This is a genomic window from Clostridium phoceensis (genome assembly GCF_001244495.1).
Classification (GTDB): domain Bacteria; phylum Bacillota; class Clostridia; order Oscillospirales; family Oscillospiraceae; genus Lawsonibacter; species Lawsonibacter asaccharolyticus.
In genome coordinates this window covers 837,027-861,412 of record NZ_LN866274.1, presented here as the reverse complement: position 1 = coordinate 861,412, position 24,386 = coordinate 837,027, and the positions used below count along the sequence as shown (strand labels likewise).

General features: G+C 64.3%; 24 protein-coding genes. 19 read left to right on the top strand and 5 right to left on the bottom strand.

Annotated elements, in window-relative coordinates; translation table 11 throughout:
• Positions 1-94: 94 nt before the first annotated feature.
• Positions 95-1,045: a DnaD domain protein gene (locus tag BN1969_RS04975; protein ID WP_050623297.1), complete on the bottom strand. Its 951-nt coding sequence runs from the start codon at positions 1,043-1,045 to the stop codon at positions 95-97.
• Positions 1,046-1,228: 183 nt separating this feature from the next.
• Between BN1969_RS04975 and BN1969_RS04970 the strand changes: the two genes are divergently transcribed.
• The 15 genes from BN1969_RS04970 to BN1969_RS04895 all read left to right on the top strand — a co-directional run bounded on the left by BN1969_RS04970 (position 1,229) and on the right by BN1969_RS04895 (position 16,968).
• Positions 1,229-1,543 carry a cell division protein ZapA gene (locus BN1969_RS04970; RefSeq protein WP_050623296.1) on the top strand — a complete coding sequence of 105 codons (315 nt, stop codon included), beginning with the start codon at positions 1,229-1,231 and terminating at the stop codon, positions 1,541-1,543.
• 89 nt (positions 1,544-1,632) lie between these two features.
• Positions 1,633-3,717 (top strand): U32 family peptidase, encoded by a 2,085-nt coding sequence (locus BN1969_RS04965; RefSeq protein ID WP_050623295.1) that lies wholly within the window; start codon positions 1,633-1,635, stop codon positions 3,715-3,717.
• 30 nt (positions 3,718-3,747) lie between these two features.
• Positions 3,748-4,872 (top strand): LuxE/PaaK family acyltransferase, encoded by a 1,125-nt coding sequence (locus BN1969_RS04960; protein ID WP_077138698.1) that lies wholly within the window; start codon positions 3,748-3,750, stop codon positions 4,870-4,872.
• The gene (locus tag BN1969_RS04955) at positions 4,869-5,933 is read left to right on the top strand and encodes an acyl-CoA reductase (protein ID WP_050623294.1); all 1,065 of its coding nucleotides are present in this window, start codon (positions 4,869-4,871) and stop codon (positions 5,931-5,933) included. Before BN1969_RS04960 ends, BN1969_RS04955 begins: the two co-directional genes overlap by 4 nt.
• Complete coding sequence (locus BN1969_RS18460) at positions 5,900-6,154, top strand: acyl-CoA reductase (protein WP_050623293.1); 255 nt, start codon at positions 5,900-5,902, stop codon at positions 6,152-6,154. The genes BN1969_RS04955 and BN1969_RS18460 overlap by 34 nt, the downstream gene beginning before the upstream one ends.
• A 37-nt stretch (positions 6,155-6,191) precedes the next feature.
• The gene (dut, locus tag BN1969_RS04945) at positions 6,192-6,641 is read left to right on the top strand and encodes a dUTP diphosphatase (RefSeq protein ID WP_050623292.1); all 450 of its coding nucleotides are present in this window, start codon (positions 6,192-6,194) and stop codon (positions 6,639-6,641) included.
• Between the two features lie 29 nt (positions 6,642-6,670).
• Positions 6,671-7,591, top strand: a complete 921-nt coding sequence (locus BN1969_RS04940) for a DUF2262 domain-containing protein (protein ID WP_050623291.1) — start codon at positions 6,671-6,673, stop codon at positions 7,589-7,591.
• 39 nt (positions 7,592-7,630) lie between these two features.
• Positions 7,631-8,227, top strand: a complete 597-nt coding sequence (locus tag BN1969_RS04935) for a Maf family protein (RefSeq protein ID WP_050623290.1) — start codon at positions 7,631-7,633, stop codon at positions 8,225-8,227.
• Entirely contained in the window at positions 8,224-9,066 is an 843-nt protein-coding gene (mreC, locus tag BN1969_RS04930) for a rod shape-determining protein MreC (protein WP_050623289.1), read from the top strand. The genes BN1969_RS04935 and mreC overlap by 4 nt, the downstream gene beginning before the upstream one ends.
• Positions 9,067-9,123: 57 nt before the next feature.
• Entirely contained in the window at positions 9,124-9,636 is a 513-nt protein-coding gene (locus BN1969_RS04925) for a hypothetical protein (protein WP_050623288.1), read from the top strand.
• A 29-nt stretch (positions 9,637-9,665) separates the two neighbouring features.
• Positions 9,666-11,771: a penicillin-binding transpeptidase domain-containing protein gene (locus BN1969_RS04920; protein WP_050623287.1), complete on the top strand. Its 2,106-nt coding sequence runs from the start codon at positions 9,666-9,668 to the stop codon at positions 11,769-11,771.
• Between the two features lie 95 nt (positions 11,772-11,866).
• Positions 11,867-13,675, top strand: coding sequence for a translation elongation factor 4 (gene lepA / locus BN1969_RS04915; protein WP_050623286.1), 1,809 nt, complete (start codon positions 11,867-11,869; stop codon positions 13,673-13,675).
• A 7-nt stretch (positions 13,676-13,682) separates the two neighbouring features.
• Positions 13,683-13,907: a hypothetical protein gene (locus BN1969_RS04910; RefSeq protein ID WP_050623285.1), complete on the top strand. Its 225-nt coding sequence runs from the start codon at positions 13,683-13,685 to the stop codon at positions 13,905-13,907.
• Between the two features lie 225 nt (positions 13,908-14,132).
• On the top strand, positions 14,133-15,569 hold the full coding sequence (locus BN1969_RS04905; RefSeq protein WP_050622458.1) for an aldehyde dehydrogenase family protein: 1,437 nt from the start codon (positions 14,133-14,135) through the stop codon (positions 15,567-15,569).
• A 430-nt stretch (positions 15,570-15,999) separates the two neighbouring features.
• Entirely contained in the window at positions 16,000-16,968 is a 969-nt protein-coding gene (locus tag BN1969_RS04895; protein ID WP_050625391.1) for a LysO family transporter, read from the top strand.
• Between the two features lie 51 nt (positions 16,969-17,019).
• Here the strand turns inward: BN1969_RS04895 and BN1969_RS04890 are convergent, their stop codons facing one another.
• Entirely contained in the window at positions 17,020-17,322 is a 303-nt protein-coding gene (locus BN1969_RS04890) for a helix-turn-helix domain-containing protein (RefSeq protein WP_050623283.1), read from the bottom strand.
• 125 nt (positions 17,323-17,447) lie between these two features.
• Between BN1969_RS04890 and BN1969_RS04885 the strand changes: the two genes are divergently transcribed.
• The 4 genes from BN1969_RS04885 (at position 17,448) to BN1969_RS19035 (ending at position 20,378) form a co-directional block, all read left to right on the top strand.
• Positions 17,448-17,957 (top strand): hypothetical protein, encoded by a 510-nt coding sequence (locus BN1969_RS04885; protein ID WP_050623282.1) that lies wholly within the window; start codon positions 17,448-17,450, stop codon positions 17,955-17,957.
• A 165-nt stretch (positions 17,958-18,122) separates the two neighbouring features.
• The gene (locus BN1969_RS04880; RefSeq protein ID WP_050623281.1) at positions 18,123-19,394 is read left to right on the top strand and encodes a putative DNA modification/repair radical SAM protein; all 1,272 of its coding nucleotides are present in this window, start codon (positions 18,123-18,125) and stop codon (positions 19,392-19,394) included.
• The gene (locus tag BN1969_RS04875) at positions 19,391-20,239 is read left to right on the top strand and encodes a TIGR03915 family putative DNA repair protein (protein WP_050623280.1); all 849 of its coding nucleotides are present in this window, start codon (positions 19,391-19,393) and stop codon (positions 20,237-20,239) included. The genes BN1969_RS04880 and BN1969_RS04875 overlap by 4 nt, the downstream gene beginning before the upstream one ends.
• Entirely contained in the window at positions 20,205-20,378 is a 174-nt protein-coding gene (locus BN1969_RS19035; RefSeq protein ID WP_419185499.1) for a DUF4130 domain-containing protein, read from the top strand. Before BN1969_RS04875 ends, BN1969_RS19035 begins: the two co-directional genes overlap by 35 nt.
• 64 nt (positions 20,379-20,442) lie before the next feature.
• On the opposite strand, the gene BN1969_RS04870 is transcribed toward BN1969_RS19035, so the two are convergent.
• The 3 genes from BN1969_RS04870 to htpG form a co-directional block, all read right to left on the bottom strand.
• A complete protein-coding gene (locus tag BN1969_RS04870; protein ID WP_050623279.1) occupies positions 20,443-21,615 on the bottom strand; it encodes an iron-containing alcohol dehydrogenase in 1,173 nt (390 codons plus the stop codon).
• A gap of 12 nt (positions 21,616-21,627) precedes the next feature.
• Positions 21,628-22,167, bottom strand: a complete 540-nt coding sequence (locus BN1969_RS04865) for a flavodoxin family protein (protein WP_050623278.1) — start codon at positions 22,165-22,167, stop codon at positions 21,628-21,630.
• Positions 22,168-22,481: 314 nt separating this feature from the next.
• Positions 22,482-24,386, bottom strand: a complete 1,905-nt coding sequence (gene htpG / locus BN1969_RS04860) for a molecular chaperone HtpG (protein WP_050623277.1) — start codon at positions 24,384-24,386, stop codon at positions 22,482-22,484.

Genomic DNA, 24,386 nt, shown 5'->3' with positions numbered 1-24,386 from the left:
AGATGTGTATAGGCGCCGTCTCCTCCCGGGCGCGGCGCTCCCCCCCCAGCCGGGCGGTGGCCCGACGCAGGACCGCAGGGTCATATGACATCTCTTATTCCTCCTCCCGCTTCATCTGCTCCATCAGGCGGCGCATCCGCTCCATGTCCTCCCGCACCCGGCGCTCCTCTCCGGGCTGAGGAGTCCGCCCCTGGGTCGGCGCCCCGCCCCGGTTCCGGCGCAGGCCGTCCCCGGCCTGGATGGCCGCCACGGTGTGCAGCCCCTTCTCGTGCCAGCGGCGCAGGATGCCGTTCATATAGCCCCAGTCCATAGACTGCTTTTTCATCACCGTCTTCTCATAGGCCAGGCGCAGGGCCTCGTTGTCAAAGCCCATATCCTGCCAGGCGGCGATATAGGTCCTCTCCCGCTCCACCAGGGGGCGGGCCGGGATGTCCAGCAGCCGCAGCACCTCCCGTTCCCGGGTGTGCAGCTGAGCCAGCTTTTTCAGGTGGGCCTCCGCCGCCTCCACGGTGTCGATGCCCTGCCTGGACCAGGCAAAGCCCTCCTTGCGCACCTGGGAGAGGAAGGGGCGCCGCCCCGGCCCGTACTTCCGCTCCGTCTCCTCGATGCACCAAGTGACCAGCATCAGGATCACCTCGCCGGGCAGGGCCAAGTGGTCATACAGGGTGAGCAGGATCTTCAGGTCATTGGCAGACAGCCGCTTGCCCAGGCGGCGCTCCACCTCGTCCGCCAGGGCGGAGAAGGTGGAGCCCGCCTCCTGGAGGGCGGCAGTGACGTCCTGGGTGGTGTATTCGGGGGGCAGCGCCTCCTGAACAGGGGGTGCCGGGGGCGGCGGAGCGCCCTCCGCCCCCGCCATTCCCTGGGCGGAGAGCAGGTCCAGCGCCCCCTGGAGCCGCTCCCGGGGCCAGTTCAGGCCGGCGGCGTTCCCGTGGCCCAGCAGGTAGAGATACAGCAGGGCGGCGTCTCCGCTGTCCAGCCGGATCAGCCGCTCGGCCGCCGCCGCCGGCATGGACAGGATGCTGCCCGGCATCAGGGGTCCGGTCATCCCATGCCCCTCCCTTCCACAAAAGTCTGCGACCATTTTACTCTAAAATCGCCCCGGCGTAAACCTCCAAAATCCCAAGGGCAAAAAAATAAAAAATTCATGGTAAATTTGTTTTTCAAGCGGCCTGTTCTGTGGTATAATGATTGCCATCTTGAAACAGCAGAGACCGGGAGGGGCTTCACGATGAAAAACAAGATCACCGTCTCCATCGCGGGACAGGAATACACCATGGTGGCCGCCGAGGGCGAGGACTATGTCCGCCGGGTGGCCGCCCATGTGGACAGCCAGATGCGGGAGGTCCTCTCCCAGGGCCGTCTCTCCCAGGCGGACGGCGCCGTTCTGGCCGCCATGAACATCGCGGATCAGTATTTCAAGGAGCAGGAGGCCGCCGAAAACCTGCGCCGCCAGATCAAGGAGTATCTGGAGGAGGCCACCAAGCTGAAAATGGAGCTCTCCGAGGCCAAGCGGGAGATCTTCAAGCTCCAGAACCACAAATAAGCGCAGGAGAGGGGTTCCCCGCCGGGGACGGGGGCCCCTCTTCCCTGCGGACGCGCCGCCTGAGGGCGGATCTTTACGGGAGGTGCCTTATGCTGGAGCTTCTCGCCCCTGCCGGGTCCATGGAGGCGGTCACCGCCGCCGTGCAGAACGGGGCAGACGCCGTCTATCTGGGATATGGGGATTTCAACGCCCGCCGCAACGCGAAGAACTTCACCGGGGATGAAGCTGCGGCGGCGGTTTCTTATTGCCATCTGCGGGGCGTCAAGGTGTTCCTCACCCTGAACACCCTGCTCACCGACCGGGAGCTGGCCGGCGCCGCTCAGGAGGCCGCCCAGGCCAGCGCCATGGGGGTGGACGCGGTACTGGTCCAGGATCTGGGGGTGCTGCGGATGCTTCGGCAGACGGTGCCCGACCTGCCGGTCCATGCCTCCACCCAGATGACAGTCCACAGCCTGGACGGGGTGAAGCAGTGCGCCGACCTGGGGATGAGCCGGGTGGTCCTCTCCCGGGAGCTGTCCCGGGACCAGATCGAGTACATCTGCGCCCGCTCTCCGGTGGAGATCGAGGTGTTCGCCCACGGGGCCCTGTGCATGTGCTACTCCGGCCAGTGCTTCTTCTCCTCCGTCATCGGGGGACGCAGCGGCAACCGGGGGCTGTGTGCCCAGCCCTGCCGGCTGAAGTACGGCTGGGGGAACAAGGCAGACGGCAGCCCCCTGTCCCTGAAGGACATGTCCCTGGCAGGCCACCTCCGGGAACTGAGGAAGATGGGGGTGGCCTGTGTTAAGATCGAGGGGCGGATGAAGCGCCCCGAGTATGTGGCCGTGGTCACTGGCATCTATGCCCGGGCCATCCGGGAGGGGCGGGAGCCCACGGCCGAGGAGCTGGAGCAGCTGCGCTCCGCCTTCTCCCGGGACGGCTTCACGGACGGCTACTTTCTGGGGCAGACGGGGCCGGAGATGTTCGGCACCCGTCAGGACGAGGCGGAGCCCCGGGAGCTGTTCACCCAGGCCCGGGCCACCTATGAGAGCGGGGAGAACCGGAAGGAGCCGGTGCGGATGTACGCCATGCTCCGCCGGGGGGAGCCCGCCCAGGTGGCCGTCCAGGACGCTCAGGAGCATCTGGCCTCCGTCACCGGCCCGGTGCCGGAGGAGGCGGTGAACGTCCCCCTGACCCGTGAGAAGGTGGAGGGACAGCTCTCCCGCACCGGAGGGACTCCCTTCTCCTGTGAGAAGGTCACCGTCCACGTGGATGAAGGGCTCTCCCTCCCCCTGTCGGCTCTCAACGCCCTGCGCCGGCAGGCTCTGGAGGAGCTGGGCCGGCAGCGCACCGCACTGCCGGAGCGCCGCTGCGAGCCCTTCCGCCCCGGGGTGCGCTATGAGAACCGGAAGCAGCCCCCTGTCTACACCCTCTCTGTGCGCGCCGCCGAACAGGTCAGCCCGGAGCTGCTCCGCCTCGCCCCCGCCCTCCTCTACCTCCCCGCCGGGGAGGGGGCGGCCCACCCGGAGGTGGTGGAGCAGGCCCAGAAGGCCGGGGTGCGGGTGGCCGCCCTGCTGCCCCGCATCTGCACCGACCGGGAGGCACCCACCCTCTTCCAGGAGCTGGAACGGCTGCGGGCGATGGGGGTGATCGACGCCCTGGCCGGCACCCTGGACAGTGCCCGCCGGGCGGCGGAGCTGGGCTTCACCCTGCGGGGGGACTACGGTCTGGGGGTATTCAACGGCCAGACGCTGAAGGAGCTCAAGCGCCTGGGCTTCCGCTCCGCCACTCTCTCCTTTGAGCTGAAGCTGGCCCAGATCCGGGACCTGTCCAAGGGGCTGGACACCGAGCTGGTGGTCTACGGCCGCCTGCCCCTGATGATCACCGAGAACTGTATCATCCACAACCACAGCGGCCGGCACACCTGTGCCAACGTGAACCTCCTTACCGACCGGAAGGGGGAGCGCTTCCCTGTGGTGAAAGCCCCGGGCTGCCGCAATGAGATCCTCAATTCCAAGAAGCTGTTCCTGGCGGACAAGGCCGGAGACTGGCAGCGCCTGGGTCTCTGGGCAGGGCGTCTGATGTTCACCACCGAGAACGCCCGGGAGTGCGTCCAGGTGCTGGAGCGCTACCTGGGCCGGGGCAGCTATCAGCCCAACGACTACACCCGGGGCCTGTATTACCGGGGGGTAGAATAAAGCGCGGAACGCGGAGAGGAGGTCCCCCCTATGTTCAGCCGGCAGCGCCTGTTCTGGCACCGCGGGCCCTATGACCTGCCCAGCACAGACCAGCTCTTTCTCCAGGCGACGGCGGACTGCTGCGCCTTCCACATGGCCCGCTGCCCCCAGTACCGGGCCATTGCGGAGCACCTGGGCTTCTCCCCGGACCAGCTGCGCACCATGGACGACCTGGTCCGGGTGCCCATGCTGCCCACCCTGTTCTTCAAGCGCCATGCCCTCTTCTCCATGCCCCGGCGGCGGATGGTGATGAAGGTCACCTCCTCGGGGACCAGCGGCACCTTCAGCCAGGTGGGCTTCGACCTGGGCTGCATCTGGGCGGAGGTCCCCATGGTCCTCCGGCTGGGCTGGCGGCACCGGCTCATCTCTTTCCGCCCCGCCAACTATGTGGTGCTGGGTTACAAGCCAGACCGGCGCAGCTCTGCCGGCGTCACCCGCACCATGTTCGGCATGACCTTCTTCGCCCCGCCCCTCCGCCGCTTTTATGCCCTCCGCTGGCAGGGGGAGGGCTACGTCCCTGACCTGGACGGTGCGGTGGAGGCCCTGGAGCGGTTCTCCTGCTCTCCTTTCCCCACCCGGATCGTGGGCTTCCCCTCCTATCTCTGGTTTGGACTGAAGCGGATGGAAGAGCTGGGCATCTCTCTGCGCCTGCGGCCCGGTTCCAAGATCCTGCTGGCCGGGGGCTGGAAGCAGCACTGGCAGCAGCAGGTGGACAAGTCAGTGCTCTACTCCCTGGTCCGGCGGGTGCTGGGGGTGGGGGAGGAGGACATCCATGAGCTGTTCGGCGCCGTAGAGCACCCCATCTTCTATAACACCTGCCCCAGGCACCACTTCCATGTGCCCATCTACTCCCGGGTCCTGATCCGTGACCCGGCCACCCTGGAGCCCCTGCCCATGGGACAGGTGGGGCTGGTCAACCTCATCTCCCCCCTCATCCGGGCCACTCCGGTCACCAGCGTGGTCACTGACGACCTGGGCTATCTCACCCCGGGGGATGCCTGCGGGTGCGGCCTGACCTCCCCCTACCTGACCCTGCTGGGCCGGGTGGGCCTGGGGGACATCAAGACCTGCGCCGCCGGCGCGGCGGACCTGCTGGGAAAGGGGGAGGGGTTTTGATCTTCGCCAACGGACGCCTGCTCCCGGACAGCCAGCTGTCCCAGGTGCTGGAGGAGCTGGAGGAGGCGGTCAATGAGACCCGCGCCTGCCGGACCCTGGAGCCGGAGACCGTCATCTCCGCCCTCCAGGCTGTGGGGGAGCGGCTGGATCGGGGAGAGCTGGACCCGCTCATCCTCCGGTACGCCGGTCCCGGCGGGCGCCGGGAGGTGGCGCACATCCGCCCCCTGCTCCGGCGGGAGGCCCTGGAATACAAGCTGGCCGTGGAGCTGGGCATCCCGCTCTACTCCTTTCAGGAGCGGCCCTTCGGCCGCACCCAGACCGTTCCTCTGGGCACCCTGTTCCATGTCACCGCCGGCAATGTAGACGGCCTGCCCGCCTTCAGCGCAGTGGAGGGCCTGCTCACCGGCAATATCAATCTGGTGAAGCTGCCCTCCGGGGACCAGGGGCTCTCCCTGGCCGTCTTTCAGCTGCTGACGGAGCAGGAGCCCCGTCTGGCCCCCTTCCTCTACGCCTTCCAGATCCCATCCCGGGACACCGCCGCCCTGCGACGGCTGGCAGATCTGGCAGACGGGGCGGTGGTGTGGGGCGGCGACGGGGCGGTGACTGCCCTGCGGCAGCTGGCCCCGCCCGGCTGCAAGCTGATGGAGTGGGGCCACCGCCTCAGCTTTGCCTATCTGTCCCGGTGGGAGGGAGAGGAGGACGCTCTCTCCGCTCTGGCGGAGCACCTCATCCAGACCGGGGGACTGCTCTGCTCCTCCTGCCAGGTCATCTTTCTGGACACGGACGCCCTCGGGGAGGGGGAGGCCTTCTGCCGGAGCTTTCTCCCCCTGCTGGAGCGGGCAGCGGACCGCTTCCGTGCTGCCCTTGGAGAGAAGGGGGAGGGGAGCCTGTACGCTTGGGAGACCCGGCTGGAGCACGCCGCCGACCGGCTGCCCGGCACCCTGTTTCCCGGCCGGGGCTGCTCCCTCACCCTGCGGGAGGACCGGGAGCTGGAGCTCTCCCCCCTCCACGGCAATGTGCTAGTGAAGTGTCTGCCCGGAAGGCTCTGCTCCCTGTCCTGAGGCGGCAGAAGGGCCGTCTCCAGACCGCGGGGCTGCTCTGTCCGGCCCAGGACCGGCCCGCCCTCACCCAGCTCCTCGTCCGGGCCGGAGTGACCCGGATCGCCCCGCCGGGCAGCATGTCCCGCACTCTCTCCGGGGAGGGACACGACGGGGAATTCCCCCTGCGGCGGTACGTCCGGACGGTGGACATCCAGGAGCCGTCCCCGGACCGCCCCATCTGACTGTTGATACTAACTGACCGCAAAGGAGCCGATCATTATGGAACTGAACGTCAAAGCCCTCTCCCCCAAGATCGGGACAGAGATCCCCGCCCCCTTCTACGCCAGCGCCGGCGCCGCCGCCATGGATCGCCATGCCTGTGTGGACCAGGCGGTGACCATCCCCGCCGGCGGGCGGGCGGTGATCCCCACTGGCATCGCCATCGCCCTCCCCTCCGCCGGCTATGTGGCCCTGGTCTTCGCCCGCAGCGGCCTGGGCATCAAACACGGCATCGCCCCTGCCAACTGCGTGGGCGTCATCGACAGCGACTACCGGGGAGAGATCCTGGTGGGACTCCAGAACTCCGGGGACGCAGACTACGTCATCCAGCCCGCTGACCGCATCGCCCAGCTAATGGTGGTCCCGGTGGTCCAGGCCCAGGTGAAGATGGTGGACCAGCTGGATGAGACCCAGCGGGGCGCCGGTGGCTTCGGCTCCACCGGGAAATAGAGATTCGCTGAGAGAGGAGGGTTTGGGCCATGTTCGGATTTTTCAAAAAAAAGGGCGGGGAGATCCCCGAGGAACAGCAGCGGCAGCAGAGGGGGGCTCAGGAGGGGCAGACGCGGCAGGACGCCGCGGAGGTCCCCCAGGAGTTCCGCGCCCTGGGCCAGGACTTTCTGCCGGAGGAGCTGAACATCCTGGCCGTCACCGGGGCCAGCGGCTTCGGCGGCGGGCGCAGCCAGGGGGAGAAGCTGTGGACCGCCTCCATCGGCCTGACCGCCTGGATGGAGGAGGACAGCCCTGACATCCACCAGGGTGACTTCCGCCTGGTAGCCCTGGCAGACGACCGTCTGATGGACTATCTGCGCCAGCGGGTGCCCCGGGACTTCATCATCAAGTGCCGGGCCCGGCTCTCTGTGGACGGCAGCCGCCTGCTGATGCTGGAGCTGCCCCAGCCCGGCTTCGACCCCGACCTGAAGGCCATCCTGGATGAGCAGAAAAAGCCTGTGAGCACCTGGGTGGAGGGGCTGGGCACCTTCACCTTGAACCGCACTGTGGACTGGTTCGAGGCCACCGTGGACTGGCTGGGCAGCGAGATCGCCCTGGACTTCGACCGGGGCGTGCCGGAGGAGATGGCCTCCGCCCAGGAGACCGGACGGGCCCTGATGGCCAGTCAGGCGGACTGGGACCACCGGGTGCGCTCCTATGCCGCCCAAGAGCTGCTCTCCCTGGCCAACGACTGGGCGGCGGACGCCCGGGAGGAGGAGGACGAGGACAGCGGCGCGCCGCTGGTCACCCAGGAGCAGTTCATGGAGCGCATGGAGCTGGAGTCCATCCAGCTGCTGCCCCAGGGCGGGTTCGAGTTCTGGTTCAACGACGGGGATCTGTTCTGGGGCCACTCCATCCATGTCACCGGCTCCCTGGAGGCAGGGCCGGAGAGCGCCCAGATGGAGGGCTGAGTCCCCGCGCTCCAATTCATGGAATTTCGAGGTGTTCTCATGTCCATTATCCTGGCTTCCCAATCCCCCCGGCGGCGGGAGCTGCTGGCCCAGATGGGGGTCCCACAATTTGAAGTCGTCCCCGCCCTGGGGGAGGAGATCGCTTCCCCGGGCCTGTCCCCCGCCCAGCTGGTGGAGGTCCTCTCACGCCAGAAAGCGGAGGAGGTGGCTGTCCAGGCCGGGCCGGACGATGTGGTCATTGCCGCCGACACGGTGGTGGCGGTGGACGGTGCCGTGCTGGGCAAGCCCCGGGACCCAGCGGATGCCGCCCGGATGCTCTCCCTGCTCTCCGGCCGGGCCCACACAGTCTACACCGGGGTCACGGTCCGGCGGGGGACCTTCAGCCGCACCGCCCACGAGGCTACCCAGGTCCGCTTCCGCCCGCTGACCCAGTCTGAGATCTCGGCCTATATCGCCACCGGCGAGCCCATGGACAAGGCCGGGGCCTACGGCATCCAGGGCCGGGGCTGTGTGCTGGTGGAGGGGATCGACGGGAATTACCACAATGTGGTTGGCCTGCCCACCTGCCTGCTGGCCGGCATGCTGCGCCAGGTGGGGATCGATGTGCTCACCGGAGGACAGGAGGGGCGTCCATGAAACATTTTCTGCGGCAGAATGGCCTGCTGCTCCTGATCATCGCCCTGCTGCTGTCGGTGCTGATCGGCATCGTGTCCGCCGTGATGGGGGGCAACGCCGACCCTCTCTCCAACGCGGTGGGCTTCATCACCACCCCCATCCGCAATGGGGTGAGCGCCGTGCTGGACTGGGCCGACGGCGTGCGTGCCTATGTCTTTCATTATGAGGAGATGGAGCAGCAGATCCAGGACCTGGAGCGCCAGGTCGCTGAGCTGGAGGAGCAGGCCCGGGAGGGCCAGGAGGCCAGCCGGGAGAACGAGCAGCTGAGGGAGCTGCTGGATCTGCAGGCCAAGCGGAGGGACTTCGTCTTTGAGTCCGCCAAGGTCACCGCCCGCTCCTCCACCAACTGGGACTCCACTCTCACCATCGGCAAGGGGAGCAGCGCGGGTCTGGAGGTCAATGACTGCGTGATCACCGAGACAGGCACCCTGGTGGGGGTGGTCTCTGAGGTGGGTCTGAACTGGTCCAAGGTCTCCACCCTGATCAATACCGACATCGAGATCGGCGGCCAGGTCACCCGCACTTACAGTGCCGGGATCCTGGAGGGAGACTTCACCCTGATGAGCCAGGGCAAGCTGAAGCTGAGCTATCTGCCCGACGGTGCCCAGCTGGTAGCAGGGGACGAGGTGGTGACCTCCGGCAAGGGGGACGTGTTCCCCTCCGGCCTGGTGGTGGGCACCGTGGAGGCCGTCTTCACCGACCCCTCCGGCATGAACCGCTACGCGGTGGTGGAGCCCGATGTGGACCTGGACAGCCTGGTGGAAGTCTTTGTCATCAAGAGCTTTGACATCGTGGAGTGACGCCGCCGCGTTTCCTGCCGTCTCTCTCCCGATCTTTTCCGAAAAGGGGGCGCCCCTGTGACCCGACGAGACCAAATCTATAAGTGGTGCATCTACGCCCTGGGGCTCTTCCCTATCTGGGTGCTGGACGCCTTTGTCCTCAGCCGCTATCCCCTGCTGGGGATCACTCCCACCCTTCTGCCTCTGGCGGTCTCCGCCGTGGCGGTGCTGGAGGGGGCCCTTCCCGGCTCCGGCTTTGGACTGGCGGTAGGTCTGCTCTGGACGCTGGCCTACCCGGGCAGCAGCAGCCTGCTGGTCTTCGGCATGGCGCTGGCCGGCTTCCTGGTGGGCATCGTCTCCCAGTATGCCCTGAACCAGAACTTCCTGGGTTGCCTGATCTGCTCCGCGGCCGTCCTGGCCGTGCAGGAGGTCGTCCGCCTGCTGGCCGGCCTGTTCACCCAGATCGCCCCCATCCAGTCGCTGCTCCAGGTGGCGGTACCGGAGTTCCTCTGGTCTCTGTGCTGGATGCCCTTGGTCTATCTCATCTTCCAATCCATCTTCCGCCGGGTGGGGGGCACCCGCCTGGCGTGACCTGTCCGCTCTGAAAGGGGGCGTGCGCCATGGAGAAAAAACAATTTCACCGTCGGGGGCTGGGGATGCTCCTCCTGCTGGCCGTCATTCTGTTCGGGCTGGGCTCCTCCCTCTATGACGCCCAGATGATCCACGGGGCGGAGTATCTGGCCCGCTCCCAGAACAGCATCGCGGAGACCCAGACCGTGGAGGCCGCCCGGGGGGACATCCTGGACCGGTACGGCCGGGTGCTGGTCTCCAACCGGGTCACCTATCAGGTCGCCCTGAACACCGACGCCATGGAGAAAAACCGCAACGACATCCTCCTGGCCCTGATCCGCATTGCCCGGGATGCCGGCGTGGAGTGGGAGGACACCCTCCCCATTACCGCCCAGCCCCCCTTCCGCTACACCACGGACACCCCCTTCCAGTATCCCACCACCGATGAAGAGGGCAGCCCCACCACCAGCCTCACCCGCCTGGGGCGGCTTGCGGTAAAGATGAAGTGGATCGATGACCCCACCGCCGACGGGGCCCAGGGCGCCCCCCTTCCCACCACCGAGGAACTGCTGGAAAAAATGCGGGAGAGCTTTCAGCTGGAGTTGGAGGGCGCGGATATGCGCGCCGTGGCCGGAGTACTGTACGAGCTGTACTACCGCTCCATGGTGAACAGCTGGCCTCCCTATGTCTTTGCGGAGGGCGTAGACATCGACTTCATCTCTAAGGTGAAGGAGCAGGGCCTCTCCGGCGTGGAGATCGAGGCCGCCACCGTCCGCACCTACAACACCGAATACGCTGCCCATCTGCTGGGCCGGGTGGGGGCTATTGAGAACTGGGATGCATATAAGGACCTGGATCTGGACGGGGACGGCACGCCGGACTATGAGATGGACGACACTGTCGGCAAGGAGGGGGCCGAGCTGGCTTTCGAGTCCTACCTGCGGGGCACCGCCGGGGTCCGGGAGGTGGAGCGGAACACCAGCGGCAAGGTGGTGTCCGAGAAGTGGACCACCGCCCCCCAGCCGGGGGACAACGTGGTGCTCACCATCGACATCGACCTTCAGAAGCAGGTGGAGGACATCCTCTCCCAGGCTATTCCCCAGCTGGCCAGTGAGGACACAGAGGGCGCCGCCTGCGTGGTGATGGACGTGAACCGGGCAGAGGTGCTGGCCTCCGCCTCCTACCCCTCCTATCACCTGGCCACCTACTCTGCCGATTTGGCGGAGAACAGCGCCGATCCCCTCAAGCCCTTCCTGAACCGTGCTTTCCAGGGTGTCTATGCCCCCGGCTCCACCTTTAAGATGGTCACCGCTGTCGCCGGACTGGAGAGCGGGATCATTGAGCCGGATACCGAGATCATGGACACTGGCGTCTACACGTATTATCAGGACGACGGCCCCCAGTGCTGGTATTGGCGCCAGTACCGGCGCAAGCACGGCCTGGTGAATGTGTCCGAGGCGTTGGAGGTCTCCTGCAACGTATTCTTCTTCGATGTGGGCCGCCGGGTGGGCATTCAGGGGCTCCAGGAGTTTGCCGCCAAATTCGGCCTCGGGGAGCCCACCGGCATCGAGCTGTATGAGGAGACCGGCGTCATGGCCGGACCGGAGTACACTCAGTCCATGGGGCAGACCTGGTACGAGGGCAGCACCCTGTCGGTGGCCATCGGCCAGGAGAGCAGCCAGTTCACCCCCCTCCAGCTGGCCAACTACATCGCCACCCTGGTCAACGGGGGCACCCGGTACTCTGCCCATCTCCTCAAGGAGGTCAAATCCAGCGACTTCTCCCAGGTGCTTTACACCTACGAACCGGAGGTGCTGGACTCCATCGACATCCAGCCGGAGAATCTGGATGCGGTGAAAGCGGGGATGCTGGCCCTGACCACCGGGAAGGGCTCTCTGGCCCGCTATTTCCAGGACCTTCCTGTCCAGGTGGGCGCCAAGACCGGCTCCGCCCAGGTGAACGCCGAGACGGAATCCAACGCTGTTTTCGTCTGCTTCGCCCCCTATGACGATCCGCAGATCGCCATCTCCCTGGTGGTGGAGAAGGGCGGCAGCGGCTCCACTCTGGCCAGCATCGCGGCGGACATCCTGCGCTACTACTTCTCCGCCGAGGAGTCCCGGGAAGAGACCTTGACGGAGAACACCCTTATCCGGTAAAATAGGGGCCGCTGATCCTATCGGAGTAGAGCCCTCTTCTTCCCACACGCCCCGCTTCCACGGGGCCGTGGATCTTCCCAAGGAGGTTTCCTTTTATGACTGACCGATCTTTGATCCGCAACTTTTCCATCATCGCCCACATCGACCACGGAAAATCCACGCTGTCTGACCGGCTCATTGAGCTGTGTGACGCCGTCCCCCAGCGGGAGATGGAGTCCCAGCTGCTGGACAACATGGATCTGGAGCGGGAGCGGGGCATCACCATCAAGGCCCGGGCCGTCCGCCTGGACTACAAGGCGGAGGACGGCAGGACCTATGCCCTGAACCTGATCGACACCCCGGGCCACGTGGACTTCAACTATGAGGTGTCCCGGTCCCTGGCCGCCTGCGAGGGCGCGGTGCTGGTGGTGGACTCCACCCAGGGTGTGGAGGCCCAGACCCTGGCTAACACTTATCTGGCCCTGGAGCACGACCTGGAGATCCTGCCCGTGTTCAACAAGATCGACCTCCCCGCCGCCGACCCCCAGAAGGCCAAGCACGAGGTGGAGGACATCATCGGCCTGCCCGCCCTGGACGCGCCGGAGATCTCTGCCAAGCAGGGGATCAACATCCCCGCTGTGCTGGAGGACATCGTGCAGAACGTCCCCGCCCCCGCCGGCGACCCGGACGCCCCCCTGAAAGCCCTGATCTTTGACAGCCAGTATGACCCCTATCTGGGCGTCATCGTCTATTTCCGGGTGATGGAGGGCACGCTGAAAAAGGGCATGGGGGTCAAAATGATGGCCTCCGGTGCCAGCTATCAGGTGCTGGACTGCGGGTATCTCCGCCCCCTGGGCATGGACTCCTGCCAGCAGCTCACCGCCGGTGAGGTGGGCTGGTTCACCGCCTCTATCAAGAACGTAAAGGACACTCAGGTGGGTGACACCATCACCGGCGCCGACTGTCCCTCTGCAGCCCCCCTCCCCGGCTATCGGCCGGCCCAGCCCATGGTTTTCTGCGGCATCTACACCGAGGACGGCTCCAAATATCCTGATCTGCGGGATGCCTTGGATAAGCTCCAGCTCAACGACGCCTCCCTGTCCTTCGAACCCGAGTCCTCCATTGCCCTGGGCTTTGGGTTCCGCTGCGGCTTTTTGGGCATGCTCCACATGGAGATCATCCAGGAGCGGCTGGAGCGGGAATTCGACCTGGACTTGGTCACCACCCTCCCCTCCGTGATCTACGAGGTCACCAAGACGGACGGCACCGTGGTGCGGGTGGACAACCCCCACAACTACCCCGATCCCGGCGCCATCCTGGAGGCCCGGGAGCCCTATGCTAAGGTCTCCATCATCTCTCCCCCCGACTATGTGGGCAACATCATGCCCATGTGTCAGGACCGCCGGGGCGTGTTTAAGGACATGCAGTATCTGGACACCAACCTGGTGGAGCTGCACTACTCCATGCCCATCGGCGAGATCATCTACGACTTCTTTGACGCCCTGAAGGCCCGCACCAAGGGCTATGCCTCCCTGGACTACGAGCTGGAGGGCTATGAGCCCAGCGAACTGGTCAAGGTGGACCTGCTGCTCAATGGAGACCAGGTGGACGCCCTCAGCTTCATCGCCCACAGGGACAAGGCCTATGCCCGGGCCCGACGCATCTGCGAGAAGCTGAAGGAAAACATCCCCCGCCAGCTCTTTGAGGTCCCGGTCCAGGCGGCCATCGGCGGCAAGATCATCGCCCGGGAGACCGTCAAGGCCATGCGGAAGGACGTGCTGGCCAAGTGCTACGGCGGCGACATCACCCGCAAGAAGAAGCTGCTGGAGAAGCAAAAGGAAGGCAAAAAGAAAATGCGTACCTTGGGCACAGTCCAACTGCCCACTGAAGCTTTCATGGCAGTCCTCAAGCTGGATGAGGAGTGAGACACCTATGAAAAGATCCCATTTCGGCGGTATGCTGTTTCTGACAGGCAGCCTCGGATACCTTATCTTCAGCTTGTATCTGTCCCAAAATCAATATACCTATAACGGCATGACGGGCACCCTTGCAGCGCTGCTTGGCAACGAGCTGCTGATCCCCTACCTCGTTTTTTGCGCTATGGGGGTCATTGGATTTGTCATCTGCCTGTACGAGGCCTTTATCCGTAAACCTTAAGGATATCCCTCCCTGCCAAAAGCACCTTCCCTCCCGCGCTGTCCCATACGCCGGAGGAAGGTGCTTTTTTCTCTCCAGCCTGGTGTTCCAGTGTCAGGATAAAAAACTTCTATCAAGACCATTGAAATGAAGTATTGGACGGGAGAGGAAGAAGTGGTATAATGGCGACAGTAAGGAAAGCTGGACGGAGGTCCGGCAAATAATAAGGAAAAGGAGATCATTACAATGGCGAAAGAAGTCACTCCTGAGCAGATCGAAATGCTGGACGGGATGGTCGCTAAGGCCCGCGCTGCGGCGGAGATCATCGCCACCTATGACCAGGAGCGCGTGGACCGGCTGTGCCAGGCGGTCGCCGCTTCTGTGATCGACATGAAGGTTTGGGCGAACCTGGCTGACGAGGCGGTGGACGAGACCGGCCTGGGCGACAAGGTGACCAAGCGGAACAAGCGGAACAAGCTGAAGCTGATCCTGCGGGACTGCCTGCGTCAGAAGAGCGTGGGCGTGATCGAGGAGATCCCTGAGAAGGGCATCGTGAAGTATGCCAAGCCTGTGGGCGTGATCGCGTCCCTGGTGCCCACCACCAACCCCTGCCTGACCCCTGCCGGCCAGGTGATCTACGCCATCAAGGCCCGTGACGTCATCATCTGCAGCCCCCATCCGCGCGCGAAGAAGACCACCAACAAGTGCATCAACATCATCCGTGAGACCCTGGTGCGTGAGGGCGCTCCCGCCGACATCATCCAGGGCATCGAGGAGCCCAGCATCACCCTGACCCAGGAGCTGATGAAGCGCTGCGACCTGGTCATCGCCACCGGCGGTCGTCCCATGGTCAAGTCCGCATACTCCTCCGGTGTGCCGGCCTACGGCTCCGGCGCCGGCAACGCGACTGTCATCATCGACAACACCTGCAACACCCCCGAGCGTCAGGCTGAGGCTGCCATGAACACCCGGATCTCCAAGTGCTCCGACTTCGGCTCCGGCTGCTCCTGCGACGGCAACCTGATCATCCACGAGGACGTGTACGACGGGTTCGTAGCCGCCCTGGTGAAGGAGGGCGCTTACCTGGCCAACGAGGAAGAGGCTGAGAAGCTGAAGGCCGTCATGTGGGACGAGGCTGGGCACCGCCTGCCCAACACCGTGGCCATCAGCCCGCAGAAGCTGGCGGAGGCCGCTGGGTTCGAGATCCCGGCTGACCGGAAGTTCATCGCTGTGACCGGCGGCGGCATCGAGAACGTGGGCAAGGAGCACTTCTTCTCCAGCGAGAAGCTGACCACTCTGCTGACCCTGTTCAAGTACTACGGGGAGTTTGAGAACGCACTGACCATGATGCAGGCCATGTTCAACGTGGGCGGCAAGGGCCACAGCTGCGGCATCTACTCCTTCGACGACGACCACATCCATCGTCTGGGCATGTGCGCCCCCGTGTCCCGCATCATGGTGCGCCAGCCCAACAACCGCGGAAACTCCGGTTCTTCCACCAACGGCATGCCTCCCACGTCTTCCATGGGGTGCGGCACCTGGGGCGGCAACATCGTGTCCGAGAACATCTGCCTGAAGCACTACATGAACACCACCTGGGTGGCCCGTCCTCTGCCCGAGGATATGCCCAGCAACGAGGAGCTATTCGGCGAGTTCAACAAGCCGGACATGGACGTGGAGTGATCTGAGAGCCAGTTCTGATCCATTCCGTGCCGGCCCGGCCGGGCCGGCACGGTTTTCCAGAGAGGCGGCGCGAGGCCGCTGAAAGGTCCAAGGCGGAAAGCCGAGGCCGGGGCCCCGAAGGGGGCCGCTGACCTCCGTTTCCATCGCTACCCCTGTACAGAAGGCCGCCGGACATGCCTGCCAGTCGGCAGGCCGGGGCCCGGTCCCCTTTTGTATTGTCTCCTTCTTCCCACAAACGCCCGGTCCGAAAGGACCGGGCGTTTGTGGTGTTTCCCAATGAGGCGGGACTGGCCGCGGGGACTTCCTCCATTTTTCTGGACTTTTTTCTTCACCCATGCTATAATAATTTTTTGTCCGCGTCCGGAGGGCAGGAGACCCGCCCTCCGTTTCTTTTCGTCTATTCATGTCAGGAGTGATCCCGTTGCAGCAGATGTCCGGCACCCTTCTTGATCTGATCCTCTATCTGGCTCTGGTGGCTCTTGGGGCCTTTCTGGGCTCCCGCCCCCAGATCCAGTCCCTTCCCATGCCCTGGCTGGGCCGGTTTCAGACGGCGGCTCTGCTGCTGCTGATCGTGACCCTGGGGGCCGAGCTGGGGGCCAACGAGGAGATCATCTCTTCCCTGGGCACCATTGGGCTCAACGCCCTGGCGGTCACCCTCACCTCCATGGTGGGCAGCATGCTGGCTGTCCACGCCCTGAGAAAATATCTGCTGAAGCTGAACGCTCAGGGCCGTTCCTGCCAGGAGGCACCGGAGGACAGCGACCCGGGTTCCGGGGAGGCGGTCCACGTGGACCACAGCCTGACCTTCGCCATCGTCTTCACCGTAGCGGCGGGCATTCTGGCGGGCCGCTTCCTGCTCCCCGACGCCGCCGTAGCCCACTGTGGCACGGTCATCCGCTGGGGGCTGTACCTGCTCCTCTTTCTGGTGGGCCTGGATATGGGCCGGCAGGGCAGCCTGATCCGGGATATTCGGGCCGCCGGGTTCCGGGTCCTTCTGGTCCCGCTGGCAGTTATGGCGGGCACCTTTGCGGTGACGGCCCTGGTAGGGCTGTTCCTGCCCCTGGGCCCCAAGGACTGCGTAGCGGCAGCGGCCGGATTCGGCTGGTATTCCCTGGCCCCCACCCTGCTGGCTCCGTACTCCCTCACCGTATCTGCCACCGCTTTCCTGTCCAACATCATGCACGAGCTGTTTTCCATTGTGGCCGTCCCCATCGTGGCCCAGAAGCTGGGCTATATCGAGGCGGTGGCCCTCCCCGGTGCCACAGCTATGGATACCCTGCTACCGGTGGTAGTCAGCGCCACTGCCGACCGCATGGCCATCTACTCCTTTGCCTCGGGACTGATTCTCTCCCTAGCCGTCCCAGTGCTGGTCCCCGCCATCATCGCGCTCCCCCTCTGAACACTTTCCAGAACAAGAGCACCGGCTCAGGCCCACGCCCAAGCCGGTGCTCTATTTTTCCCGCATGGCGTCCACCAGACGCTCCAGCGCCTCCGCCTCCCGCTCCGAAAGGCCGTCCATCCGCAGACACCTGCTCTCCTCCCTGCTCTGGAACACCAGAGCATCCACGGAGAGATCCAGAAGCTCCATCATCTGGAACAGAAGAGGCACCGAGGGCTTCCGACGGGAGCCCTCGATATTCTTCAAATGAGTGGGCGTGATATCCAGAAGCTCCGAAAGCGCATCCTGAGTCAGCCCCTTCTTCATGCGGGCCGCGCGGATGGCATCCCCCAGGGCCCTTGTTTCCATGCTCATTTCTGACAACTCCCTCTCCGTTATCTTACAGATAATCTTTTCCCTTGCGAATTATCTGAAAGAGTGCTAGCATAGTATCTATAAGATAACTAAAAAAGATACCTGAGACGAAGAGGCCGCCGTCTATGATGAAGTCCGTCATTCTGCTTTTGATGATATTAGGGGTAGGAGGATGGGTCCTTTCTCACAGTGCCTCTTATATCGCCCACAGGAGGGCGGCTCATGGGCCGCTGACCCGAGACTTTTTTCATGGAAACTCAGAGATACCCCCGGCATTCCGCCAGGCCCTGGAGGAGACCATCGTCTTCCTGGATAACCGGCGGGACTGGGCCGCCGGGAGTGCGCTGGACGCCGGCACGACGGACCTGTGCTGGATTGAGATCAAGGACCGTGACCTCTTGCTCCGGGCTGGTCTCTTTTCTCCTGGAAACTTGGGCCGCCTCCAGATCCGCAGGCGTCTGCCCCTCCTGCCCTCGGGTGCGCTGCCCCTCAGCGGATCGGAGGCGGCCCAACTGACTCATTTTCTCCTCGCCGCTCTTCAGGTGTATTACCGGGGCGCACCGGAGGTCACTTCCGCCGGCCCCCGGTGTCTCCGTGCGGACTTCTCCCCTCTCCATGGCACTCCAGAGCACTAAAAGGGCGCGGGGCCCGATCCGCAGATCGGGCCCCGCGCTCCTCCAATATGGGCACCGTATCACCTTCCCCCATTGGAAAGGTTTTGGCATGTTCTCTCCCCTTGACAGAAACATATGTTTGGTTTATTATAATACATATGTTCGATTTCAAGGGAGGGAGACCCCATGGACCTGATGGACAAGCTGACCATCCTGGCGGACGCCGCCAAGTATGACGCCGCCTGCACCTCCAGCGGACTGGACCGGGCCGGACGGGCGGGCCGGCTGGGCTCCACCATGGCGGCGGGCTGCTGCCACTCCTTCTCCGCTGACGGGCGGTGCATCTCCCTCCTGAAGATCCTCTATACGAACATCTGCGCCTACGACTGCCAGTACTGTGTCAACCGCCGGTCCAACGATCCGCCCCGGGCTGCTTTTACTCCCCGGGAGCTGGCCGAACTCACCATCCAGTTCTACCGCCGCAACTATATTGAGGGGCTCTTTCTCTCCTCCGCCGTGCTGCGGGACCCGGATTATACCACCGAGCGGATGATCGAGGCACTGCGCCTGCTCCGCCAGGATTATGGCTTCGGCGGCTATATCCACGCCAAGGCCATCCCGGGTGCAGACCCCCTCCTCACCCAGCAGCTGGGCCTGCTGGCCGACCGGCTCAGCGTCAACATCGAGCTGCCCAGCGCCAAAAGCCTGGCCCTGCTGGCCCCGGACAAGGGCCGGGCCGGTATCCTGGCCCCCATGGCCCAGATCCGGGATGGGATCACCCAGTCCCGGCAGGAGCTGGCCAAATACCACCATGCCCCCCGCTTCGCCCCGGCGGGCCAGTCCACTCAGATGATCGTAGGTGCCACGCCGGAGAGCGACCGCCACATCCTGATGCTCACCCAGGGGCTCTACGACAAGTACCATCTGAAGCGGGTCTTCTACTCCGCCTATATCCCCGTCTCCTCCAGCTCCCTGCTCCCCGCTCCCCAGGGCTTTCAGCCGCCCCTGCTGCGTGAGCACCGGCTGTATCAGGCGGACTGGCTGCTGCGCTTCTACCACTTTCGGGCCGAGGAGCTGCTGGACGAGGGGCGGCCCGACTTCGACCTCCGTCTGGACCCCAAGTGCGGCTGGGCCCTGCGCCACCTGGACCAGTTTCCTGTGGAGGTCCAGCGGGCTGACTATGAGGCCCTGCTCCGGGTGCCCGGCATCGGGGTCACCAGCGCCAAGCGCATCCTCACAGCCCGGCGGGCCGGACCCCTGTCCTTCTCCGGCCTGAAAAAGCTGGGGGTGGTCCTCAAGCGGGCCCAGTACTTCATCACCTGCTCCGGCCGCATGTTGGCGGGTCTGCGAGTGCGGGAGGAGGGCATCCTGTCCCATCTGGCTGCCCTGGATCGCCCCGCCCTGGCCCAGGTCCAGCCGGAGCAGCTCTCCCTCTTTGGAGAGGAGGGGGCCTCATGAGCTGGCAGCAGGTCTGCTTCGATTATGACGGCAGTTATCCCGGCTTTCTCACCTGTGTGTTTGAGAGCTATGCCCACCGCGAGGAGGCCGTCTGCTTCACCTCACCGGAAGAGGACCACCTCACCCTCTGGCCGGAGCGGCATGTGGACACCGACCAGGCCAAGGCGGAGCGGGTGTACCGCTCTCTGTCCAAAAAGATCTCCCCCCAGGCCTGCCGGCTGGTGACCCAGGCTTTTCTCACCTGTCTGCCCGAGCGGGAGCTGCACATGTACCGTTTCCTGCGGCTGGGCTACCAACGTGGGGCGGACATCACCCGGGATCTCACCGACGACCGGGTCCACGTGCTGTGGAAGGCGGTGCAGCACCTGGGGAGCGAGGCCCATCTGCTCAAGGGGTTCCTCCGCTTCTCCGATCAGCAGGGGGTGCTGGTAGGGGAGATCGAGCCCAAAAACCGGGTGCTTCCCCTCCTCCGCCCCCACTTCTGCACCCGGTACTCCGGGGAGCACTTCCTCATCTACGACCGCACCCACCGGGAGCTGCTGATCCATCAGCCCAGTCGGTGGGCCATTCTGCCCGCGGAAGACTTTGCCCCTGCCCCGCCGGGGCAGGAGGAGGTGACCTACCGGCGTCTGTGGAGGCGGTTCTATGACACCATCGCCATCCGNCCGCCCCCACTTCTGCACCCGGTACTCCGGGGAGCACTTCCTCATCTACGACCGCACCCACCGGGAGCTGCTGATCCATCAGCCCAGTCGGTGGGCCATTCTGCCCGCGGAAGACTTTGCCCCTGCCCCGCCGGGGCAGGAGGAGGTGACCTACCGGCGTCTGTGGAGGCGGTTCTATGACCCCACCGCCATCCGGGAACGGGAAAATCCCCGGTGCCGGATGACCAACATGCCAAAGCGGTTCTGGGGCACTATGACGGAATTCCAGCCCGACGAGGGCGCACTCCCCGCCCCTGGACCGCGGCGGGAGGGATGGTGAAAAAAGCGCAGCGCCTGGAGAATACTCCGGGCGCTGCGCCTTATTTGCAGAGCTTTCTGTCTGGTCAGCCCAGGCTCTCCCGGAAGATCTGAAGGATCTCCTCCCGATCCAGATCCTTGTAGCCCCCGGTGAGGTGGATGGTCACGTCAGCCAGCCCCTCCAGCATGTCCTCCGTCACGCCCAGCGCACTGGTATTCATGGTCAGCCCAAGCTCCTTCATCCAGCCCTCCATGGCCGCCAGCCCCTCCTCCGCCGTCTGGAGGTCGGTCTTGTCCGCCGGGTCCACTCCCCACACCTGGACGGCGAACCGCTTGAATTTGTCCAGCCCATAGGGGAGGATGTGCCGGTAGTAGGGCAGGGAGACCGCCGCCAGCGTCATGCCGTGGGTGGCGTTGGTGTAGCCCCCCACCGCCTGGCCCAGCATGTGCACCATCCAGTCGGTGGACTTGCCCCGGGACACCAGGGTGTTCAGCGCCCAGGTGGCGGTCCACATGATGTTGCTCCTGGCCTCGTAGTCCTGGGGATCCCGGTTGGCAGCCCGGCTGGAGCACAGGAGGGAGCGCATCAGCCCCTCGCTGAGATAGTCGCTGGTGTTGTCATCCTCCCCGGAGAAGTACTGCTCGCAGATGTGGTTGAAGATGTCGTAGATACCCGCGACCATCTGCTCCCGGGGCAGGGTGAGGGTGAAGCGGGGATTCAAAATGGAGAAGCGGGGCATCACCGCCTCGTCAGCAAAGACGTGGCCGATCTTCTGCCGGGTCTCCTGGTTGGTGATCACCGAGCCGGCGTTCATCTCTGAGCCAGTGCCCACCATGGTGAGCACACAGCCCACCGGCAGGATGGGGCAGTCTGGCTCCTCAAAGCGGAGATAGTATTTCTCCCATGGGTCCTCCGGACAGTGGACCGACACAGCGACCGCCTTGGCATAGTCGCACACCGAGCCTCCGCCCACCGCCAGCAGCAGGTCAGCCTGGTGCGCCCGAGCGACCCCAATGCCCTCATACAGTTTGGCCAGGGTGGGGTTTGGCATGACTCCAGCGATCTCCGCCACCTGTTTTCCCTCCTGGTCCAGAATGGCCCGCACGGCGTCATAGATACCGTTGCGCTTGATGGAGCCCCCGCCGTAGATGAGGACCACCCGGTCCCCATATTTGGGCAGCTCCTTGTGGAGCCCCTCCAGCGACTGCTCTCCAAAGTACAGCTTGGTGGGGTTGCAGTAAGTAAAATTTCCCAGCATGACAGTTCCTCCTTATACTTGACGGCCCATGGCCCGGGCCCGCTCCAGGGCGGGATGCCCGGCAGTCTCCCCCGGTCCATTCACCCCTCCGGCAAAGACTGTCCCTGCCAGTCTGGCCTTTTCAAAACAGTCGATCCACCCGGTCAGGCCGCTCTCCGCCCTCGCCGGGACCTGGTCATCCTCCTCCGCCGCCGCGGTGAGCAGATAGATGTCCCGGAAGGCGTAGTCCGACGCAAACAGGGCATTGGCTCGGTCCAGCAGGGTCTTCATCTGCCCGCTCATCTCGTAGTAATAAATGGGGGTGGCAAAGGCGATGACCTCTGCCCGGCCCATTTTCTCCGCGATCTCCACTGCGTCGTCCTGGATCACACACTGGCCGGCGCTTTGACAGGCCAGACAGCCCATGCAGAAGGCGATGGATCTTCCCCGCAGGGAGATCTGCTCCACCTGGTGACCCGCCTCCCGCGCGCCGGCGGCAAAGGCGTCCCCCAGGGCTTGGGAGTTGCTCTTCTCCCTCAGGCTGGTGCTGATGACCAAAATTCGTTTTGACATATTCGTTCCTCCTTATTCCTGTTCTGCTGCATCTGCGGACCCATCATAAACCCTGGAGTCCACTTCAAGTCAAGCGTTTTTTTACTGATTTTTTTGGGGGGAGCCGGTCTCCCGTCCCCCGATGTCCCCTGAAGCAAAACAGGCCGGCCGGCGCAGCTCTTTGGCTGCGCCGGCCGGCACAAAAATCGTGCGTTTTCAGTTTTCTTGATCTCGATCGCACTCCCGGGACAGAGCCCTCCCCCGGTGTCCCCATCTCCCGGTGGCGGGGACTCAAAAACAGATCGAGACTTGGAACTTGGGGAAAGCCTTCCGGCTCACACCATCAGGGAGCAGACCAGCTGCGCGTACTCCGCCGGGTCCTCCAGCGGCAGATCTGCCAGCAGGAGAGCCTGTCCGTAGAGCAGCTTGGCGTATTTGGAGACCGTATCCTTGTCCCCTGCCTCCACCGCCTTTTGGAGCGCGGCAAAGGGAGCGGAATCTGGGTTGAGCTCCAGCACCCGCTGGGCCCGGGCGGCGCGGTCCCCATCCACCTTCCGCATATACTTCTCCATCTCCAGGGAGACCGGGCCGTCAGCCGTCAGGCACACCGCCCCCGACTTCAGGATGGAGGAGGCACGGACCTCCTTCACCTCCTCGCCCAGGGCCTCCTTGACAGCCTCCAGCACAGGTTTGCCCGCCTCCGCCTTCTCCTCGGCCATCTTCTTCTCCTCATCGCTCTGGGGCAGGGCATCCTCGTCATTCACCGACTTGAACGCCTTCCCGTCGATCTCTCCCAGGCCGCGCATGACAAAGTCATCCACGTCCTCGGTGCAGTACAGGATCTCGTACCCCTTGTCCAAAATGCGCTCCACCTGGGGCAGCTTTGCGATCTTCTCAGCGCTCTCGCCGCAGGCGTAGTAGTAATAGGGCTGATCCTCTGGCATCCGCTCCCGGTACTCCGCCAGGGTGGTGTCCTTCCCCTCCTTAGAGGACCAGAACAGCAGCAGATCCTTGTGCTGGCCGTACTCGGCTACCACGCCATACTTGATCTGGGTACCGAAGGACTTCCAGAATGTCTCGTACTTCTCCCGGTCCTCCTTCTGGAGCTTCATCAGCTCCCCCTTGATCTTCTTCTCCAGGGCAGAGGCAATGACCTTCAGCTGGCGGGTGTGCTGGAGCACCTCCCGGCTGATGTTCAGGGAGAAATCCTGGGAGTCCACCACGCCCCTGACAAAGCGGAAGTGGTCAGGGAGCAGGTCGGCACACTTGTCCATGATGAGCACGCCGGAGCTGTAAAGCTGAAGCCCTTTCTCATACTCCCGGGTATAGAAGTCGTAGGGGGTGTGGGAGGGGATATAGAGCATGGCCTTGTAGGTGACGGCGCCCTCGGCGCTGGTGTGGATCACGGTCAGGGGGTCCTGCCAGTCCCCAAATTTCTCCTTGTAGAAGGCGTTGTACTCCTCCGGCTTCACTTTGCTCTTCTGCCGCTGCCACAGGGGCACCATGGAGTTGAGGGTCTTCCACTCCTTCACTGTCTCCCACTCGGGCTTGTAGTCCTCTCCGGCGTCGGCGGGCTTCTCCTTCTGACGGTAGTCCTCCACCTCCATCACGATGGGATAGCGGATATAGTCGGAGTATTTTTTGATCAGCTCTTGTAATTTATAGGTCTCAAGATACTGATCGTAGTTCTCCTCGTCGGCGTTGGGCTTGATGTGCATGATGATATCGGTGCCCGGCGTCTCCTTCTCGCACTGGGTGACGGTGTAGCCATCCGTGCCAGCGGACTGCCACATCCACGCCTCCTCCGCGCCATAGGCCCGGGAGATGACGGTGACCGCGTCCGCCACCATAAAGGCGGAGTAGAAGCCCACGCCGAACTGACCGATCACATCCACCTTGGAGGCCGCCTTGTCGTCCCGCTCCAGCTCCTGCTTGAACTGGAGGGAGCCGCTCTTGGCGATGGTGCCCAGGTTGGACTCCAGCTCGTCCTTCGTCATTCCCACTCCGTTGTCGGACACGGTGAGGGTCCGCTTCTCCTTGTCGGGAACGATGGTGATCTTCAGATCCTTGCGCTTGACCTCTACGCTGTCATCGGTGAGGGCACGGTAGGCCAGCTTGTCCTCCGCGTCGCTGGCGTTGGAGATGATCTCCCGCAGAAAGATCTCCTTGTGGGTGTAGATGGAGTTGATCATCAGATCCATCAGCCGCTTGGACTCCGCCTTGAACTGTTTCTTTGCCAT

What these genes read in the sequence shown, in the direction of transcription:
- BN1969_RS04975 (WP_050623297.1), bottom strand. Translation starts at nt 1,045, where the DNA reads ATGACCGGACCCCTGATGCCGGGCAGCATCCTGTCCATGCCGGCGGCG.
- BN1969_RS04970 (WP_050623296.1), top strand. Translation starts at nt 1,229, where the DNA reads ATGAAAAACAAGATCACCGTCTCCATCGCGGGACAGGAATACACCATG.
- BN1969_RS04965 (WP_050623295.1), top strand. Translation starts at nt 1,633, where the DNA reads ATGCTGGAGCTTCTCGCCCCTGCCGGGTCCATGGAGGCGGTCACCGCC.
- BN1969_RS04960 (WP_077138698.1), top strand. Translation starts at nt 3,748, where the DNA reads ATGTTCAGCCGGCAGCGCCTGTTCTGGCACCGCGGGCCCTATGACCTG.
- dut (WP_050623292.1), top strand. Translation starts at nt 6,192, where the DNA reads ATGGAACTGAACGTCAAAGCCCTCTCCCCCAAGATCGGGACAGAGATC.
- BN1969_RS04940 (WP_050623291.1), top strand. Translation starts at nt 6,671, where the DNA reads ATGTTCGGATTTTTCAAAAAAAAGGGCGGGGAGATCCCCGAGGAACAG.
- BN1969_RS04935 (WP_050623290.1), top strand. Translation starts at nt 7,631, where the DNA reads ATGTCCATTATCCTGGCTTCCCAATCCCCCCGGCGGCGGGAGCTGCTG.
- mreC (WP_050623289.1), top strand. Translation starts at nt 8,224, where the DNA reads ATGAAACATTTTCTGCGGCAGAATGGCCTGCTGCTCCTGATCATCGCC.
- BN1969_RS04920 (WP_050623287.1), top strand. Translation starts at nt 9,666, where the DNA reads ATGGAGAAAAAACAATTTCACCGTCGGGGGCTGGGGATGCTCCTCCTG.
- lepA (WP_050623286.1), top strand. Translation starts at nt 11,867, where the DNA reads ATGACTGACCGATCTTTGATCCGCAACTTTTCCATCATCGCCCACATC.
- BN1969_RS04910 (WP_050623285.1), top strand. Translation starts at nt 13,683, where the DNA reads ATGAAAAGATCCCATTTCGGCGGTATGCTGTTTCTGACAGGCAGCCTC.
- BN1969_RS04905 (WP_050622458.1), top strand. Translation starts at nt 14,133, where the DNA reads ATGGCGAAAGAAGTCACTCCTGAGCAGATCGAAATGCTGGACGGGATG.
- BN1969_RS04895 (WP_050625391.1), top strand. Translation starts at nt 16,000, where the DNA reads ATGTCCGGCACCCTTCTTGATCTGATCCTCTATCTGGCTCTGGTGGCT.
- BN1969_RS04890 (WP_050623283.1), bottom strand. Translation starts at nt 17,322, where the DNA reads ATGAGCATGGAAACAAGGGCCCTGGGGGATGCCATCCGCGCGGCCCGC.
- BN1969_RS04885 (WP_050623282.1), top strand. Translation starts at nt 17,448, where the DNA reads ATGATGAAGTCCGTCATTCTGCTTTTGATGATATTAGGGGTAGGAGGA.
- BN1969_RS04880 (WP_050623281.1), top strand. Translation starts at nt 18,123, where the DNA reads ATGGACCTGATGGACAAGCTGACCATCCTGGCGGACGCCGCCAAGTAT.
- BN1969_RS04870 (WP_050623279.1), bottom strand. Translation starts at nt 21,615, where the DNA reads ATGCTGGGAAATTTTACTTACTGCAACCCCACCAAGCTGTACTTTGGA.
- BN1969_RS04865 (WP_050623278.1), bottom strand. Translation starts at nt 22,167, where the DNA reads ATGTCAAAACGAATTTTGGTCATCAGCACCAGCCTGAGGGAGAAGAGC.
- htpG (WP_050623277.1), bottom strand. Translation starts at nt 24,386, where the DNA reads ATGGCAAAGAAACAGTTCAAGGCGGAGTCCAAGCGGCTGATGGATCTG.